Source organism: Plesiocystis pacifica SIR-1 (assembly GCF_000170895.1).
Lineage (GTDB): Bacteria > Myxococcota_A > Polyangia > Nannocystales > Nannocystaceae > Plesiocystis > Plesiocystis pacifica.
The window spans coordinates 24773-39561 of sequence record NZ_ABCS01000088.1; the positions used below are offsets into that span (position 1 = coordinate 24773).

13 protein-coding genes are annotated in these 14789 nt (G+C 71.6%); 5 read left to right on the forward strand and 8 right to left on the reverse strand.

Annotation, left to right across the window (positions count from 1 at the left end; genetic code table 11):
• Positions 1 to 168: 168 nt before the first annotated feature.
• Positions 169 to 2619 (forward strand): hypothetical protein, encoded by a 2451-nt coding sequence (locus PPSIR1_RS44410; RefSeq protein WP_006975307.1) that lies wholly within the window; start codon positions 169 to 171, stop codon positions 2617 to 2619.
• Here the strand turns inward: PPSIR1_RS44410 and PPSIR1_RS31615 are convergent.
• The 3 genes from PPSIR1_RS31615 to PPSIR1_RS31625 form a co-directional block, all read right to left on the reverse strand.
• A complete protein-coding gene (locus PPSIR1_RS31615) occupies positions 2601 to 2960 on the reverse strand; it encodes a DUF7793 family protein (protein ID WP_006975308.1) in 360 nt (119 codons plus the stop codon). The two genes, PPSIR1_RS44410 and PPSIR1_RS31615, sit on opposite strands and share 19 nt — an antisense overlap.
• Before the next feature lie 296 nt (positions 2961 to 3256).
• On the reverse strand, positions 3257 to 4549 hold the full coding sequence (locus tag PPSIR1_RS31620; RefSeq protein WP_006975309.1) for an alpha/beta hydrolase family protein: 1293 nt from the start codon (positions 4547 to 4549) through the stop codon (positions 3257 to 3259).
• Positions 4550 to 4574: 25 nt separating this feature from the next.
• The gene (locus PPSIR1_RS31625) at positions 4575 to 5435 is read right to left on the reverse strand and encodes a hypothetical protein (protein WP_006975310.1); all 861 of its coding nucleotides are present in this window, start codon (positions 5433 to 5435) and stop codon (positions 4575 to 4577) included.
• Between the two features lie 110 nt (positions 5436 to 5545).
• On the opposite strand from PPSIR1_RS31625, the gene PPSIR1_RS31630 reads away from it, so the two are divergent.
• On the forward strand, positions 5546 to 6181 hold the full coding sequence (locus tag PPSIR1_RS31630) for a sterol desaturase family protein (protein ID WP_006975311.1): 636 nt from the start codon (positions 5546 to 5548) through the stop codon (positions 6179 to 6181).
• A gap of 12 nt (positions 6182 to 6193) precedes the next feature.
• On the opposite strand, the gene PPSIR1_RS31635 is transcribed toward PPSIR1_RS31630, so the two are convergent.
• Entirely contained in the window at positions 6194 to 7069 is an 876-nt protein-coding gene (locus PPSIR1_RS31635; protein ID WP_053335466.1) for a sigma-70 family RNA polymerase sigma factor, read from the reverse strand.
• A gap of 368 nt (positions 7070 to 7437) precedes the next feature.
• Here PPSIR1_RS31635 and PPSIR1_RS31640 point away from each other — a divergent pair, with 368 nt between their 5' ends.
• Together PPSIR1_RS31640 and PPSIR1_RS31645 are read left to right on the forward strand one after the other, a co-directional pair.
• Positions 7438 to 8490, forward strand: a complete 1053-nt coding sequence (locus tag PPSIR1_RS31640; protein WP_006975313.1) for a zinc-binding dehydrogenase — start codon at positions 7438 to 7440, stop codon at positions 8488 to 8490.
• Between the two features lie 13 nt (positions 8491 to 8503).
• The gene (locus PPSIR1_RS31645) at positions 8504 to 10171 is read left to right on the forward strand and encodes a hypothetical protein (RefSeq protein WP_006975314.1); all 1668 of its coding nucleotides are present in this window, start codon (positions 8504 to 8506) and stop codon (positions 10169 to 10171) included.
• 46 nt (positions 10172 to 10217) lie between these two features.
• On the opposite strand, the gene PPSIR1_RS44415 is transcribed toward PPSIR1_RS31645, so the two are convergent.
• From PPSIR1_RS44415 to PPSIR1_RS31665, 4 genes are all read right to left on the reverse strand, one after another.
• Positions 10218 to 10643 (reverse strand): PilZ domain-containing protein, encoded by a 426-nt coding sequence (locus PPSIR1_RS44415; RefSeq protein WP_006975315.1) that lies wholly within the window; start codon positions 10641 to 10643, stop codon positions 10218 to 10220.
• Between the two features lie 80 nt (positions 10644 to 10723).
• Positions 10724 to 11470: a hypothetical protein gene (locus tag PPSIR1_RS31655; RefSeq protein ID WP_157596166.1), complete on the reverse strand. Its 747-nt coding sequence runs from the start codon at positions 11468 to 11470 to the stop codon at positions 10724 to 10726.
• Between the two features lie 158 nt (positions 11471 to 11628).
• On the reverse strand, positions 11629 to 12720 hold the full coding sequence (locus PPSIR1_RS31660) for an SdiA-regulated/phytase-like domain-containing protein (RefSeq protein ID WP_157596167.1): 1092 nt from the start codon (positions 12718 to 12720) through the stop codon (positions 11629 to 11631).
• A gap of 66 nt (positions 12721 to 12786) precedes the next feature.
• Positions 12787 to 14100, reverse strand: coding sequence for a 3-oxoacyl-ACP synthase III family protein (locus PPSIR1_RS31665; protein ID WP_006975318.1), 1314 nt, complete (start codon positions 14098 to 14100; stop codon positions 12787 to 12789).
• Positions 14101 to 14358: 258 nt separating this feature from the next.
• On the opposite strand from PPSIR1_RS31665, the gene PPSIR1_RS31670 reads away from it, so the two are divergent.
• On the forward strand, positions 14359 to 14775 hold the full coding sequence (locus tag PPSIR1_RS31670; RefSeq protein WP_006975319.1) for an anti-sigma factor: 417 nt from the start codon (positions 14359 to 14361) through the stop codon (positions 14773 to 14775).
• Positions 14776 to 14789 lie beyond the last annotated feature (14 nt).

The following is a 14789-nucleotide window of genomic DNA, read 5'->3' on the forward strand; positions in this document are numbered from 1 at the left end:
TCGACTCTCGCGGGCGCAGCATAACGCCCCGGGCGGGCGTGTGTCTGACCATCGGAACACTCGGGTGCAACATTCGAGACAGCCCAGCCAGCGCCCTCCCCCGCCCGGGCGCGCGCTTCACTCAGTGTGCCGCTCGTGCCGCTCGCCCGCGCCAGGCATACTCGCCCCGTGTCGGCAGCGTCCAAGGTCCTCGGCGGCGCCCTCGAGGTCGCGTCCACGCCCCCCCTGCGCCGCCGCGTGGGCCTGGCGATCGCGGTCCTGGCTCTGAGCTTCGTGCCCATGGCCGGCACCCTGGGCTACTTCTCGTCGCTCCTGCTCGCGCCCGCGCTGTCCCTGCTCGCGGCCGCCGGTGGGGTCGACGCGGTCCGGCGCTCCTTCGCCCCCCGGCCCGCCGGCACAGACGACGCCGACCAGCCCGAGGGCGATCAGCCCGACGCGCCGCCCACGATGTGGGCGATCAGCGTCGCGGCCCTGCGCGATCTCACCTGGTTGCTCGCCCTGAGCTACGGGATCCTGTTCGTCGGTCAGCTGTGGACCCTCAACTGCGACGTCCTCGGCGGGACCCACTACTTCATCCTGGGCCCGGCGGTCTCCGCCCTGCTCGGGACCGCGGCCGGGGTGATCGCCACCTTGGCGCTCGGCCGGCCCGGCGAGCGCCGCCGCGTCGTCCAGCTCCTCGCCGCCTGGCTGCCCTTTGGCCTGTGCGTGTTCGTGGGCCTGCGCCGCCTCTACGTCGACCCGGTCGTCTACGCCTTCGACCCCTTCTTTGGCTGGTACTCGGGGCCGCTCTACGACGAGTCGATCCCCATCGACGCGCGCTACTACCAGTTCCGCGCCTACAACCTGGCCGTGGCCGCGGGGGCGTGGCTGCTGCTCCATGGCCTGCTCGGATCGGACTGGCGCCTGCGCCTGCCCCGGCTCCAGGCCGAGCCCGGCCGCGGCCCCGCCCGGCTGCGCGTGGGCGTCGGCGCGGTCCTCCTGGCCCTGGCCGGGAGCGTCGGCCTGCAGGCGCCCAGCTGGGGCTTCACGGCCACCCGCGAGAGCGTCGCCGAGGTCCTCGGCGCGACCGTCGAGACCGAGCACTTCGTCATCCACTACGCCCCCGGCACGACCACCGCCCGGGAGATCGAGATGGTCGCCGCCGACCACGAGTTCGCCTACGCCCGGCTCGCCGCTCGCCTCGGCGGCAGCCCCGAGCGCAAGGTCGTCAGCTACATCTTCGAGACCGGCAAGCTGCGCCAGCGCGTGGTCGGGGCCGACCGCGTCGAGGTGTCCCCGCCGTGGCGCCAGGAGATGTACCTGAGCCGCCGGACCTGGCCCCACTCGGTCATGCCCCACGAGCTCGGGCACTCGTTCATGGGCGACTTCGGCGACCCGATCCTCGGCCTGCCGATCACCGCCCGCCAGGGCTTCAACGGGGCCCTCGTCGAGGGCGTGCCCACGGCCCTGGCCCCCAAGCACCTCGACAACCTCGGCCTCCACGAGCAGGCCGCGGTCCTCGACCGCCTCGACAAGCGCCCGAGCCTGACCACGCTGTGGGGCGCGGGCTTTTGGGGCGCCGCGGCCAGCCGGGCCTACACGGCCTCGGGCTCCTTCGTGCTGTGGCTGGCCGAGACCCGCGGGTGGGAGAAGGTCGGCCAGCTCTACGACAACGCCGGGGACGTCGAGGCCATCTACGGCGAAGACATCGCCAGCCTCGAGGCGCAGTGGCTCGAGTTCATCCGCGCCGTGCCCCTGCGCGACCAGGACGTCGAGGCCCAGGCCCAGCGCTTCCAGCGAAACTCGGTGTTCCGCCGGCCCTGCGCCCACCGAGCCGCCGAGCTCGCGGCCCAGGCCGCCCGCGCCCGCGTCCGGGACCAGCGCGACGAGGCCCTCGAGATCCAGCAGACCCTGTGCCGCATCGAGCCGGACCAGCCCCGGCACTTCCTCCAGCTCGCCGACATGTTCGCGCAGTGGCAGGACTTCGACGCCGCCGAGGCGACCCTCGCCGAGCTCGCCGAGCGCGAGGGGCTGAGCGCGACCTACCGGGCGCTCATCGCCGAGCAGCGCGGCGACACCGAGCTCGTGTCGTCGGCCCCCGGCCACCTCGAGCGCGCCGCCGAGCACTACCGCTTCGCCCTCACCCAGGGGCCCCTCGAGGGCCGGCGACGCCAGCTCCAGATCGAGCTGCGGGCCACCGAAGAGCCCGCCCTCGCCCCCCTCGCCGCCGCCTACTTCCGGCCCTTCGTGCCCCCCGACAAGACCCGCGCCGCGGTCATGCTCCAGCTATGGACGGCCAAGTCCATCGCCGAGCTCCCCGGCCACGAGGCCCTCGGCCACTACCTCGTCGGGCGCCAGTTCATGGCCGTCGCCGCCCCCGAGCAGGCCGTCGAGCCCCTGCGCCTGGCCGTCGACGACGGGCGCTGGGGCGAGCGCGCGCTGTGGACCCCGGAGCTGCGCCGGGCGGCTCGCTGGAGCCTGACCTCGGCCCTGGTCCAGACCAAGCGCTGGGACGAGGCGCGGGCCATCCTCGACGAGCTCGCCCAGCCACAGCTCGTCGAGGGCGAGGGGCACCGCGCGAAGATCCAGCAGTGGCGCGAGCGCGTGGACTTCTTCGAGGCCTACTTCGCCGAAGGCTGAGCGTCTAGCCAGGCCAGGGCCTCGTCGAGGCTGCGGAACACCTGCACGCTCGAGTCCCGCTTGAAGCGCAGGATCAGGTTGGTCGCGGCCTGCACCACCGGGCTCGCCACGACCGCCGCGATGGCGCTGAACTCCGCGGCGTCAATCTGCAGGAAGATCCGCCGGGCCGCGGGGCGAAACTCGGTGTTCGACGCCGTCACCGACAGCACCTTGCCGCCGCGGTGGGACTCGAGCCGAGCCACCAGCGCGAGGCTGTCCTGCTCTTCGACGACGCCCTCGGCGTCGACGCGCAGGTAGACCGTACCCGTTGCGGTGGTCTGAACGCTGAATCGAAGCGGCATGGTCCCGCGGAGCGACGACCATAGGCCTGCGCGCGAAGCCCGGTCAACGCCGTCGCCGAGGCTGGGTCTTCACGACCCTGCCGTGACCAACAAGTGGGCGGCCAGGACCACGCAGCTGAGCAACCACGCTCGCCACAGCAAGCCCCGACTCGACCGCGCGCTCATGGCTCGACCCTCCGCATCGGCGGGGTCGCAAAGACGGGGCGTCGGGCTGAGCGGGATCCCATGGCCCCCTTCCCTACGCAGCCGCGCCGCGTTTGGGTTGGGAGTCGAGGATCTTTTTCGCGCGGCCCAGGTCAGTGCATGGACACGTCGAATTCGGGGTGCAGCGGCTCGCCGTCGAAGATCAACGTGAAGTCCGTGTCCCCGAGGACGTGGGCTCGAGCGTAGGCCATCAGGTAGGTCCCGAGCACGGGCACGGCCTCCTCGGTGGGCGTGAACTCGTCGCCGCAGCCGTCGGCCTCGTTGTTGGGCTGGAACAGGGCGACGAGCTCGGGGTCGAGGTCGTGGCAGATCGTGATGAACGAGTAGTGGGCGCCAAAGGGCATGTCGACCCACACGTCGTCGGGGTTGGCGAGGGCGTCCCAGGCCGGCTGGGCCTCGGTCCCGTCGGGGGTGGTCAGGTCGAGCTTGCCGCTCTGGAGCAGGGTCGGGACCTCGAGGGTCCCGTAGGTCGGCGTGTCGAAGGAGCTGTAGAGCGCCGGGGCCTGGGGCGAGATGGCGTCGACGCGCGCGTCGGCCAGGCCCGCCACGGCGTCGGCGACCCCGGGCTCTTCGAGGAAGGCGCAGTCGCTCGGCGAGCAGGCGCTGAGCAGGTTGTCGTAGTCGACCGCCACCCCTCCGAGGGCGAAGGTCGTGTAGCCGCCGAAGCTGTGGCCAAACACGAACACGTTGTCGAGGTCCGCCGCCGCTCCGATGGGGTCGCCGCCAAAGCCTCCGTCGGCCTCGTCGAGCATGGCCGAGACGTCCGAGGGCCGGTGGACCATCATCTCGATGAAGGACTGCGAGGTGCCCCCGAGGGCGTCGAGGGCCGTGTTCCCGACGTGGTTGGCCGAGTAGACGATCCAGCCGTGGGACGCGAAGCGCTCGGCGAAGGGATAGGCCAAGAGCGCCTCCCCGCCCGAGCCGTGGCTGTAGACGACGGTCGGGAAGCTGCCCGCAGCGACGGGCGGCGCGTCGAGGGCGACCTCGGTCGGGATCTCGACGATGCCCGCGACGGCGTAGGTGGCTGGATCCGCCCCCGAGCCCGCCTCGGCCGGGTACCAGACCCGCGTGGGGATGATCCGCTCGCTGCCGTCGGCGCCCGTGTAGGTGAACTCGAGCTCGCGGTAGCCGACCTCGTGGGGCCCGAGGGCCTCGAGCTCGGCGATGAGCTCGTCGCGGTCGGGGCCGCCGGTCTCGGTTTCGGTCTCGCTGGTCTCTTCGGCGTCCTCGGTCCCGTCCTCGGCCTCGCCGCCGCCGATGTCCGTGTCCTCGCCGACCTCGTCGTCCCCGCCCCCGTCGTCCGAGCAAGCCAGCGGTCCAAAGCCCGCGATCAGGGCCGAGAGCGAGAGGGGGACGAGGAGGCGTCGGGGCGAAGGGAAGGTCATGCCCGGGAGGGTAACGCGAGGCCGATCAGTGATCGCGGCTCGCGGTCTCGGGCGCCTCGTGGAGGCCTGGAGCGAGGCGCTCGCCTCGGCGACGCAGCTCGGCGAGCGCGCGCAGCCAGGCCAGCTCCGCCGCGAAGCGCCGCGCGCCGGGGAGCGTCCCGGGCTCCGCCTCCCTCGCGAGCACGACGGCCCGCTCACGCTCGCCGGCCCCGGCTTCATCGCGCGGGAGTTCCACGGCAGGAACCGCGAGTAAGCGCTCGACGCCGCGCTGGCGCAGGGCGCTCGCAACGGCCTCGTCCGCGACGAGCACCCCGTCGAAGCGCTGGAGCATCTGCGCCGTCCACTGCTGGGCCCCCTGCTCGGCGAGCTCCGTGAGCGCCTCGGTCCAGCGCAGCTTGCCCAGCCACGCGGGGGCCTCGACCCCGGCCGCCCGCCCGACCAGCGCCGGCCTGGGCTCCAGGCGCAGGCTCGCCAGCTGGACCCACGCCGGCATGAGCAGCGGCGAGCCGCACACGATCACCTCCGGCCGATAGAGCTGGACGAGCTCGAGGACCTGGCGCGGGGAGACGAGCACCCGCGCCGAGTCCCCGGCGAGCAGGCGCGGGCCAAGGCGCGACTTCAGCTCGGACCACGCCCGACTCGAACGCAGGCGCTGGGGCGCGGCAGCCTCCAGCCGCGCCGACCACTGCTCGGCGAGCTGTGCGGGATCGGGCGCCGCCACGTGCTCGATGCGCGCGGCTCCCCGCGCCTGGGCCCAGGACTGCGCGTCCGCTTCGAGGACCACATAGCGCAGCTCCGACTCGGGCTGAGCCGCCATGTACGCCACCCGGTGCGCGTGCGCAGGATCTCGCGCGCGCTGGTTGTCGACATCGAGGACCGTGAGCAAGCGCGTTCAACCTAGCACGGCGACCCGGACCCGCCCGCGCGCGCAAAAAGGCGACTCGACTTGCGCCCGCCGCCGTTCGATGCTGTTGTGCGACGACTTCGAGGACGGCGATGAGCGCACCGAGCCCAGATCTCAGCGACTACCCCGGCGGCTACACCATCAACCGCAAGGGCGCAGGTCGACAGTTCGACAACGATTTTCTCGAGGCCTTCTCGCGCTGCCACGGCAGCATCCCGCTCATCATCTACGCGCCCGTCGTGGGCTGGCTGTTCTACCGGACCGCGACCACGACCGAGCTGGGTGTGGCCGCGACCGTGGGCCTGACCCTCGCCGGCATCTTCGTGTGGACCCTGGCCGAGTACTGGCTGCACCGCATCGTGTTCCACTTCGAGCGCATGCCGAAGCTCCACTACTTCCTGCACGGCATCCACCACGTCTACCCCAACGACAAGTACCGGATGGTCATGCCCCCGGGCGCGAGCGCCGTGCCGGCCGTGCTCTTTTGGCTGCTCGCCTGGGCCCTGCTCGGCCGCGACATGGCGCTGCCGGCCTTCGCCGGCTTCGCGATCGGCTACCTCTGGTACGACATGACCCACTGGTGGACCCACGTGGGCAAGGCCCGGACCCCGTGGGGCAAGAAGCTGCGCAAGCACCACATGCTGCACCACTTCAAGGACCACGACCTCTACTTCGGCGTGTCCACGCCGCTGTGGGACTGGGTGTTCGGCACCCTGCCCAAGGAGTAGTCGCCGCAGCCGTCAGCGCGGCTGCGGGCGCGCGCGGCTGCCCCGACGCCGACCGTAGTTGGGCAGCAGCTCGCCGACGACGTCGTGGAGGCGGCGGCGGAGCTTGGTCTTGACCCGCTGCTCGAGCTGTCGGGTCCGCTCCCGCGACAGGCCCAGCTCGCGCCCGACCTCGACCAGGCTCGGCGGCGAGCCGCTCTCGTCGAGCAGGCGGCGGCGGAGGATGACGCGCTCGCGGGGGTCGAGCTCGCGGATGACGGCGGCGATGCGCTCGCGGACCAGCTCGCCGACCTCGCGCTCGAAGATCGTCGCCTCGACGGTCGACTCGGACACCAGCGCCGCGCTCGAGGGGTGATCGAGGGACAGGTCGCGGCCGTCGATGCGCGCGGCCATGGCCTCGACGTGGGCCTCGGAGCACCCAAAATACTCGGCGAGGGCGGCCCGCTCGGCCGCGCCGTCGCGCTCGCCCGCGGTGGCCTGGAAGCGCCCGCGGGCCCGGTGCAGCCCGTAGAACAGCCGCGTATGCGCGGAGCTCGAGCCCACCCGGACCAGGCTCCAGCTGCGCTGCACGTGGGCGAGGATCCGCGCCCGCACCCAGTAGCGTCCGTAGGTCATGAACCGCAGGCCGCGCTCGGGGTCGAAGCTCTCGAGCGCGCGGACGAGGCCGACGTTGCCCTCGGCGACCAGCTCGGCCATGGGGTGGCCGTAGTTTCGATACCCCCGCGCGATCGCAACGACGTCGCGCAGGTGCGCCTCGATGAGCCGCTGACCGGCGAGGCGATCACCCTCGTGGTAGGCGCGGGCGAGCTCTCGCTCGCGCTCCCCGTCGATCTCCTCGAAGCTCGACACGTGCGCCACGTAGCGCTCGAAGTCGCGGTCCCTGCTGCTCACCCGGCTCCCCCAGTCCTCTTCGTCGAGAGCTGCGTCCAATGCCTGGCTGGCGTCCTGACCCCGCGTGGCAGGGTCGCGCTCGCATCAAAACTGGACTGGGCGCCCGATTCCGCCTCGGGCAGCAGCAAGGTGGCTCAACCGAGCCCGCGACCGCCCCACCCACGGCGGGGCGACCACCCACAGAGCATGCAGGCAAAGACCCAGGCTGACAAGAGCATCCGGTCCAGTTCGGGCCGGTTTTAAATCGCGCGTCGCTCCTCTGCGCGAGTCGCAATTTCGTGCTCAAGAGCGTCTCCGCGCCTCTTCCCGGCCATTCCCCTGTCTCATCCACATGGAAACTAGGCCAGCTTGCTAGGCTCGCGCGGCACATGCTGGCGATCATCCTCGACGAACACGGCGGCCCCGAAGTCCTGCGCCTCGAGACCGTCGCCGATCCCACGCCAGGTCCGGGCCAGGTCGTCCTCGACGTCCACGCCTGCGCCCTCAATCGCCTCGACATCTGGGTGCGTGGCGGGCTCCCCAACCTGCGCCTGAGCTACCCCCACGTCCTCGGTTCGGACATCGCCGGGATCGTCCGCCGCGTGGGACCGGGCGTCGACGAAAGCCTGATTGGGCGCGAGGTCGTGGCCAATCCGGGAGTCAGCTGCGGGCGCTGCGAGGCCTGCCTGTCCGGCTGGGACAACCTGTGCCCGCACTACCGGATCCTCGGCGAGAACACGACGGGCGGCTACGCGGAGCAGATCTGCGTACCCGTCGCCAACCTCGTGGACAAACCCGCGCGCCTGTCCATGGTCGAGGCCGCGGCCTTCCCCCTGACCTTCCTGACCGCCTGGCAGATGCTCGTGACCCTGGCCCAGGTCCAGCCTGGCGAGACCGTGCTGATCCACGCAGCCGGCAGCGGGGTCGGCTCGGCGGGGCTGCAGATCGCCAAGCACTCCGGGGCGCGCGTGATCGCCCTCGCCAGCACCGACGCCAAGCTAGCCAAGGCCGAAGCCCTCGGCGCCGACGCGATCGTACGGACCAGCGACGAGGACTGGCCCAAGCAAGTCCGCGCGCTCCCGGGCGTGGGCCGGCGCGGCGTCGACGTCGTGTTCGAGCACGTCGGCAAAGCCACGTGGAAACACAGCATCAAGCTGTGTCGCCGGGGCGGCCGGGTGGTGACCTGCGGCGCGTCCTCGGGCTGGGACGCGGACACGGATCTGCGCCAGGTCTTCTTCCGCCAGATCCAGATCCTCGGCTCGACCATGGGCTCGAAGGCCAGCTTGTTCCGCATCGCCGCGCTCATCGAGGCCGGGGCCATGTCGCCGGTGGTCGACCGCGTGTTCCCCCTGGCCGAAGCCGCCGCGGCCCACCGCTACCTCGATCGGCGCGAACAATTTGGCAAGGTGGTGCTCGAGGTCCGACCGAGCGCGGACGCCTAGGACGCCCAGCCCCATGCACGACTCCGAGACCACGCCGCCCGAGCGCGAGCCCGAGGCCCGAGAGGTCTGGGCGCCGCGGGCCTGCGCGGTGATCGGCCTGCTGCTCGCCCTCGTCTACCTGTTCGTCCCCGACGCGGGCCCGGGCGACTTTTGCGTCGACGACGCGTGGATCCACCTCGCCTACGCCAAGAGCCTGCGCCTGGGCGACGGCCTGTCCTACAACCCGGGGGACTGGGAGACGGGCTTTTCGAGCCCGCTGTGGGTCGTGCTGCTCGCCGCGTGGCCCACGGAGCCCGACCCCGTGGTCTCGGTCAAGCTGCTCGGCGCGCTGCTGCACGGCTGCGTCGCGGGGCTGAGCAGCGCCCTCGCCCTCGAGCTCGCCCGCCGCCGCGCGACCCTCGAGCGGCCGGTGCCCGTGCTGTCGATCGCGCTGTTGGCTGGCATCCTCGCCGCCACGGCGCCGACCTTGCTGCAGAGCGCGGGCTCGGGCATGGAGATCGGGCTGACGGCGACGCTGCTGCTGGCGACGGTGCTCGCCAGCGTGCGCGAGCAGTGGCTGCTCGCGGCGATCTTGGCCTTCCTCGCCCAGCTCGCCCGCCCCGAGGCCCTGTTCTTTCTGGGCACCTTCGCGGCCCTGAGCGCGGTCCTCCCCCAGCCGCCCTCGGCCTCGACCTCAGAGGGCGCCGACGCTTCGCCCTGGCGCCGGCGAGCCCTCGCGCTGAGCCCCGCCCTCGGAGCTGGCGCGGCGATGTTGGCGTGGATCTTCTACTGCCAGGCGGTGAGTGGGTACCCATGGCCGAACACCGCCTACGTCAAGGCCGACCTCGGCGACGCGAGCCTCGGCGGCGGGCTGGACTACCTCGGCGCCCAGGTCCTGCCCTGGCAGCCGTGGGTCATCGGCCTCGGCGGCGGCATGGCCCTGATCGCCGCGGCCCTGTGGACGGATCTGAGCGGCCGGGGCGTGCTCGAGCGCGACGCCGAGGGTCAGGGCGAGCCCGCCGAAGCCCCGACCAGCGGAGCGCTCACCCGGCACTGGCAGCTCCTCGCGCTGCTGCTCGCCTGGGCGGCCGGGCTCGTCGCCACCGCCGCGAGCCGCCCCCTCGACCCGGGCATTCTCTTCTACCAGAGCCGCTACTTTGCGATCTTCGCCGCCCTCCCCCCGGTGCTCATCGCCCTGGGCGTGGCGCGGACCCACAAGCTCCTGGTCGTCGCCCTGCTCTTGCCGGTCGCCGTGTTCACGGGTCTACAGGTGACCGAGGTCCGGGCGCTCCAGCGCGCCCAAGAGCGCGGGGTCGCCCTGCTCCACGGGGATCCGGCACAGCAGCTCCGGGAGCAGTTCCCCGCGGACGCGGTGATCGCCGTGGAGGGGGCCGGCGCGGCGCGCTACCGGACGCCGCGGACGATGACCATCGTCGACATCATCGGGCTCAACGACGCCGAGGTCGCCCACGCCGACGGCGACGCCGACAAGGCCTGCGTGATCGCCCGGCGCCGCCCGGACGCCTTCGTGCTCCCCGACCACATCGCCGCGGCGCTCTCGAAGGTGTTCGTGCTGCGCCCGCTGGCCGAGTTCGAGGACGCCCGCTGGGCGCAGATCGAAGAGCCCCGGGAGGTCCGGGTGCTGCTCTTGGCCGTGGACGGCGTGCACCCGCACTGGGCCGCGCGCTGCGAGCTGGACTAACAAAAAGGACGCCCCACCCAGGGCGCCCTTTGGCAGACCGGCCGGCTCAGTACTCCCAAGCGGGGATCGAGTTCGCGCCGAAGCTCAAGGTGTCCCGCTCGGCCAGGTACTCGTCGAGGGTCGCCCGGTCCTTCGCGGACATGTGCTCGAAGCGGACGCCGACCCACTCGAGGGGCCCGTAGCGGCGCCGGTGGACGACCTCCGCGAGGGCGCACAGGGTCTCGCCGCGCTCGGGCAGCGGGACGGCGAGCCACGAGAAGCGATGGTCGAGGCCGCGGCCGCGCTTGTCTCCGCTGCTGTCGCGGTCGAGCTTCTTGGCCCCGACGCGCAGCAAGGACATGCCGCTGCGCGACAGGTCGACGACCATGAAGCCCTCCATGACACCGGCCTGGGTGCCCGGGGCGACGAAGCTGCCGATGACGTGGCGGGCGTCGGTGCGCAGCTGGGGGGCTTCGGTGCTGAGGGTCTCCATCGCGGAGCACGCTAATCGAGGCCCGATCGGCCGCCAAAAAATTGGCGAGCGCGGCGAGCTGTGCCTAGCCAGCAGTCGGGCTAGCGATACGGCCCGCGGGCCGCGGCCAGCACCTGGCGCTCGAAGCTCCGCAGCTGCTCGGCCATCAGCGCCAGGCCCCGCTCGCGCCGCTCGCCCTCGACGTCGCGGCGCTGGAGCTGGGCGCGGGCGAGGTCCAGGGCCGAGGAGGAGGCGGTGCTGACGGGGAGCTCGGCGGCGCGGGTGTCCTCGGCCTCGACCTCGCCGATGGTCCAGCGCAGGGTCTCGGCGATGCCCACGACCCCCACGCCGAGGTCTTCGAGGCGGCGCCGCTCGACCTTGGGCAGGTCGTCGAAGCGCTGCAACCACTCCCACGCGGCCCGCAGCGCCACCTCGGCGTCGAACTCCCGGCCCTCGATGGCGCTGCACACCAAGCGCGCGTCGGCGACGAGGGCCGCCACGGGGGCACGCAGGTGATCGAGCTCGGCGTCTTCGGGGCTCTCGACCAAGGCCATGCGCGCGGCCGAGTCCCGCTCTTTGATGGCGCGGCCGGCCCAGATACCCACCGGCGCGAGCGCGGTCATGACCATGGCGGCGTACATGGTCAGGTCGAGGAGCGGGTGCTGCAGGCCCGAGGTCGGGGTCATGCCGGCCAAGAGCGCGGCCAGGCCCACGGTGCCGAGGCCCCAGCCTCCGAGCACGCTGATTTGCAGGGCGAAGGTCCGTCGACGAATCCCGAGCTCGGCCAAGCGCAGCGCCACCGCCCCGTGGTCCACGGGCATGGGCAAGCGAGCGAGCGATCCATCCACGCAACCATCATACCGAAGGCTCGCGGACAGGTGGGGCTCGAGTTTCGCCCCGCGAAGGCCTTGGACTCAGCGGGTCGGCCAAAACGAGTTTGGCCAACCCTGTGTCCCATTTCGCCGTCGCGGACGACGCCACGCCCTCCCTGCCCCACGTCCACGACTCAGCCGCCGAACGCGTACCAGGACAGGGGCGAGCCGGTCCCTTCACTGACCGTGTAGTAACCACGCTCACCGTCGACGCCGAGCCCCAGACCCACCAAGGCCACACATTCGCCCTGTTGCTCTGCGGCCAGCGGGATGGAGCAGGGCTCGCCGAGCATCGCCTCCTCGACGGAGGCGTCCATGGGTCGCAGCCACAAAAAGGCCTGGGCGTAGCCGCGAACGACGATGGCGTCGCCGTTGGCCGAGATGTCGCCGGCCGTGGCGATGGCGCTGGGGAAGTTGGGATCGGCCAGGGCGACGAGCTCGCCCGACGCCAGCGGCGCCGGGAGGCCGTAGAGCTTGGTCTGCTCGCCCTTGGTCACGATGAAGAGATCGCCGGACAGCGGATCGACGAGCAGAGTCTCAGCGTTGTGAGGGCCGTCGGGATAGGTGAGCGCCAGCAGCTCCCAGTCCGCGACGCCCTGGTCACGGATGCTCGCGGGCTCGGCCATGCGCAGCACGGCGATGGACGGCCGGGCCTCGGCGTTGTCGCCGATGTCCCCGAGGTAGAGCCAGTCGCCGGTCTCGGGCGCCTCGACCTTCGGGCCCAGGGCCATGTCTTCCCAGTCGACCGCCGGCGCGCCGACGAGCTCGATGGTCGCGAGGGCCTGACCCTCGAGGCCCACGGCGAACACCCGCGCGCTGTCGCCCGAGTCGTTGTGGGCCCACAGCAGGTCGTGGACGGAGCTGCGCACCAGGCCCGAGGCCTCGTCGATGGCCGGGTCGGCGAGGGAGCCGACGACCGCGGAGCCGTCGACCTCGGGGCAAGCCTCGAGCCAGGGCTCGGCGGAGCCGGTGTCGGTCTCGGTCTCCGTCGAGTCCGACTCCGTGCTCGACTCGCTCGACTCGCTCGACTCGCTCTCCGTCGACTCGGACTCCGTGCTCTCCCCCGAACCCGTTCCGGAGCTCGAGTCCGTGTCCGCTCCGACCTCGTCCTCCGTCGCGGGGCCCGTCCCCTCCCCGCCTCCGTCGTCTGCGCAAGCCACCGAGAGCGCGAGACACAGCGAGAGCGGCGAGAGGACGGACGTGCGCAGAGAGGGAACGCGGGACATGGCGCGAGGGTACTCCGAAGGCAGCGATCTTTTCCTGGCTCGACGGGACCCTTGGCTACGATCACGTCATGTCGGCGACCCAAAGGGCGGCGGGCCACCTCGCGGTCCACCAGCACGTCGTCGGAGTAGCCGGTGCACACGACCACCCGCGTGCTCGGGCTGTGCTCGACGAACCACTGGATCAATCCACAGCAGGTCGAAGGGGCGCTCGGCGCAATGGCCTACATGCGTGGAGGGTTCGGGGGGGAAGAGAGTGCCCCCCCCCCCCTGTGTAAAACCTCGCCAGAGCGCCGCCTCGCCCCAGCGCATCACCGTCGCCGAGGCGGTCGACACCGAGCCGACCGCGTACATCAAGACCACGTCGCCCGGCCGCAGCTTCCCGGCCGCCGCGGCCGCGTGCAGGTTCATGGGCAGCAGCGCCGTGCCGGTGTTGGCGAAGCGCTCGTAGGTCGAGATGGTCTTGGTCCGCGGGACGCCGAGGACGTCGGCGGCGAAGTCCGCGTACCAGGCCGTGGGCGTGTTGACCACGAGGCAGTCGACCTCGTCGATGCTCAGGCCGGCCTTTTCGAGGGCGCCGTCGCAGCACTCGCGCATGGCCGGCTCGCCGATCTCGTTGATGATCCGCGCGGTGTCCTTGCTCGCGCGCATCCGCGGCACGGGGCCGAGCTCGGGGTCCACGACCATGTCGAGGCGGAAGGTCCCGCAGGTCTGGGCGGTGTGGATGGTGTGCTCGGCGAGGAAGCCCAGGGGCTTCGCCTCGGCCTGGGGCTGGCTCTGCGCCGCCCCACCTGGCATGGGACCGACCAAGAGCGCCCCCGCCCCGTCGCCCAGGAACCACGACAGCGTGTCCTCCGGCGGGGCCATGCGCGAGTAGGAGCAGGACGCGACGATCAGCGCGTTGCGGTAGCGGCCGGCCTCGATCAGCCCGATCGCCATGTTCATCGACACCAGCGTGCTCGAGCAGGCCGACTCGACGTTGATGCCGGGGCAGCGCAGGCCCAGGTCGCGGACCACGTAGGCGGCGTTCCCGGGCCCGTAGTTGTCGGGCAAGAACGACGAGACCAACAGCAGGTCGACCTCGCTGGCCGTGAACCGGGCGGCGTCGAGGGCTCGCCTGCCCGCCTCGACCTCGAGCTGCGATCCGAGCTGACCGTCCGCGAGGATCCGCCGCTCGACGGCCCCGCGGAAAGGATCGGCGAGGTAGGGCTCCATCGCGCGATCAAAGGTGTTTGGCGTGGCTGCCTCGCGCCGCTTCCAGACCTTGGCCAGGGCCTGCTGTTCGGCGTGGGCGACGAGCTCCGGGTGGTGCTCGAGCCAATAATCGTTGCGACGTCGCTGCTCGGGCACCGCAAAGGCGACCGACAATACTCCGATGTCCATGCTGTCCTCCTTGGATGTGAATCGGTCAATCCTCGACCGATGGGATCACCATAAGCGGCTTTTGTCCTTACGCCCAGGCCCAGATCAATTCGAAGGAACGCGCAAACTCTCTGGGGGTTCGAGACCGCTCGCAGCGTGTCAGATGGACCCACCGCGAGCGCGGCCTGGCGCCCCAAATGGTCACGCCGCGACAACCATCTCGAGCTCTGGCGTTTGCACGATGGACGCCGCCCCAACCGCTGCTATGGTCCCGCGGCCATGCGAGCCCTCCTCCCCATCGCCACCTCTCTCGTGCTCCTCGCCGCAGCTGGCTGCAACAAGCAGAGCTACAAGTTCGACACCAAATCTCCCGCCCACGCCGGCCAGGGTGAGGTCGTCCTCAAGGTCGACAAAAAGACCGGCAACGGCACCATCGAGCTCACCGTCGAGCACCTCGCCCCGCCCGAGCGCATCGACGGCTCGATGCGCGCCTACGTCGTGTGGGTCGCGTCCGCCGGCAAAGACCCCCACAAGCTCGGCGTGCTCGAGTACAAGGCCAAAAAGCGCGCGGGCAGCCTGAGCGCGACCTTCTCCGACGACGAGATGCAGATCATCGTCACCCTCGAGAAGGACCCCTCGGTCGATACCCCGACTGGGGTTCGGGTCGTCGAGCAAGACGTCATCGCGCCCAAGTGAGGCGGGGGTCATCC

Bases quoted from the DNA above. Each gene is read 5' to 3' on its own strand.
- PPSIR1_RS31615 (WP_006975308.1), bottom strand. From the start codon at position 2,960: ATGCCGCTTCGATTCAGCGTTCAGACCACCGCAACGGGTACGGTCTAC.
- PPSIR1_RS31620 (WP_006975309.1), bottom strand. From the start codon at position 4,549: ATGACCTTCCCTTCGCCCCGACGCCTCCTCGTCCCCCTCTCGCTCTCG.
- PPSIR1_RS31630 (WP_006975311.1), top strand. From the start codon at position 5,546: ATGAGCGCACCGAGCCCAGATCTCAGCGACTACCCCGGCGGCTACACC.
- PPSIR1_RS31640 (WP_006975313.1), top strand. From the start codon at position 7,438: ATGCTGGCGATCATCCTCGACGAACACGGCGGCCCCGAAGTCCTGCGC.
- PPSIR1_RS31645 (WP_006975314.1), top strand. From the start codon at position 8,504: ATGCACGACTCCGAGACCACGCCGCCCGAGCGCGAGCCCGAGGCCCGA.
- PPSIR1_RS44415 (WP_006975315.1), bottom strand. From the start codon at position 10,643: ATGGAGACCCTCAGCACCGAAGCCCCCCAGCTGCGCACCGACGCCCGC.
- PPSIR1_RS31660 (WP_157596167.1), bottom strand. From the start codon at position 12,720: ATGTCCCGCGTTCCCTCTCTGCGCACGTCCGTCCTCTCGCCGCTCTCG.
- PPSIR1_RS31665 (WP_006975318.1), bottom strand. From the start codon at position 14,100: ATGGACATCGGAGTATTGTCGGTCGCCTTTGCGGTGCCCGAGCAGCGA.
- PPSIR1_RS31670 (WP_006975319.1), top strand. From the start codon at position 14,359: ATGCGAGCCCTCCTCCCCATCGCCACCTCTCTCGTGCTCCTCGCCGCA.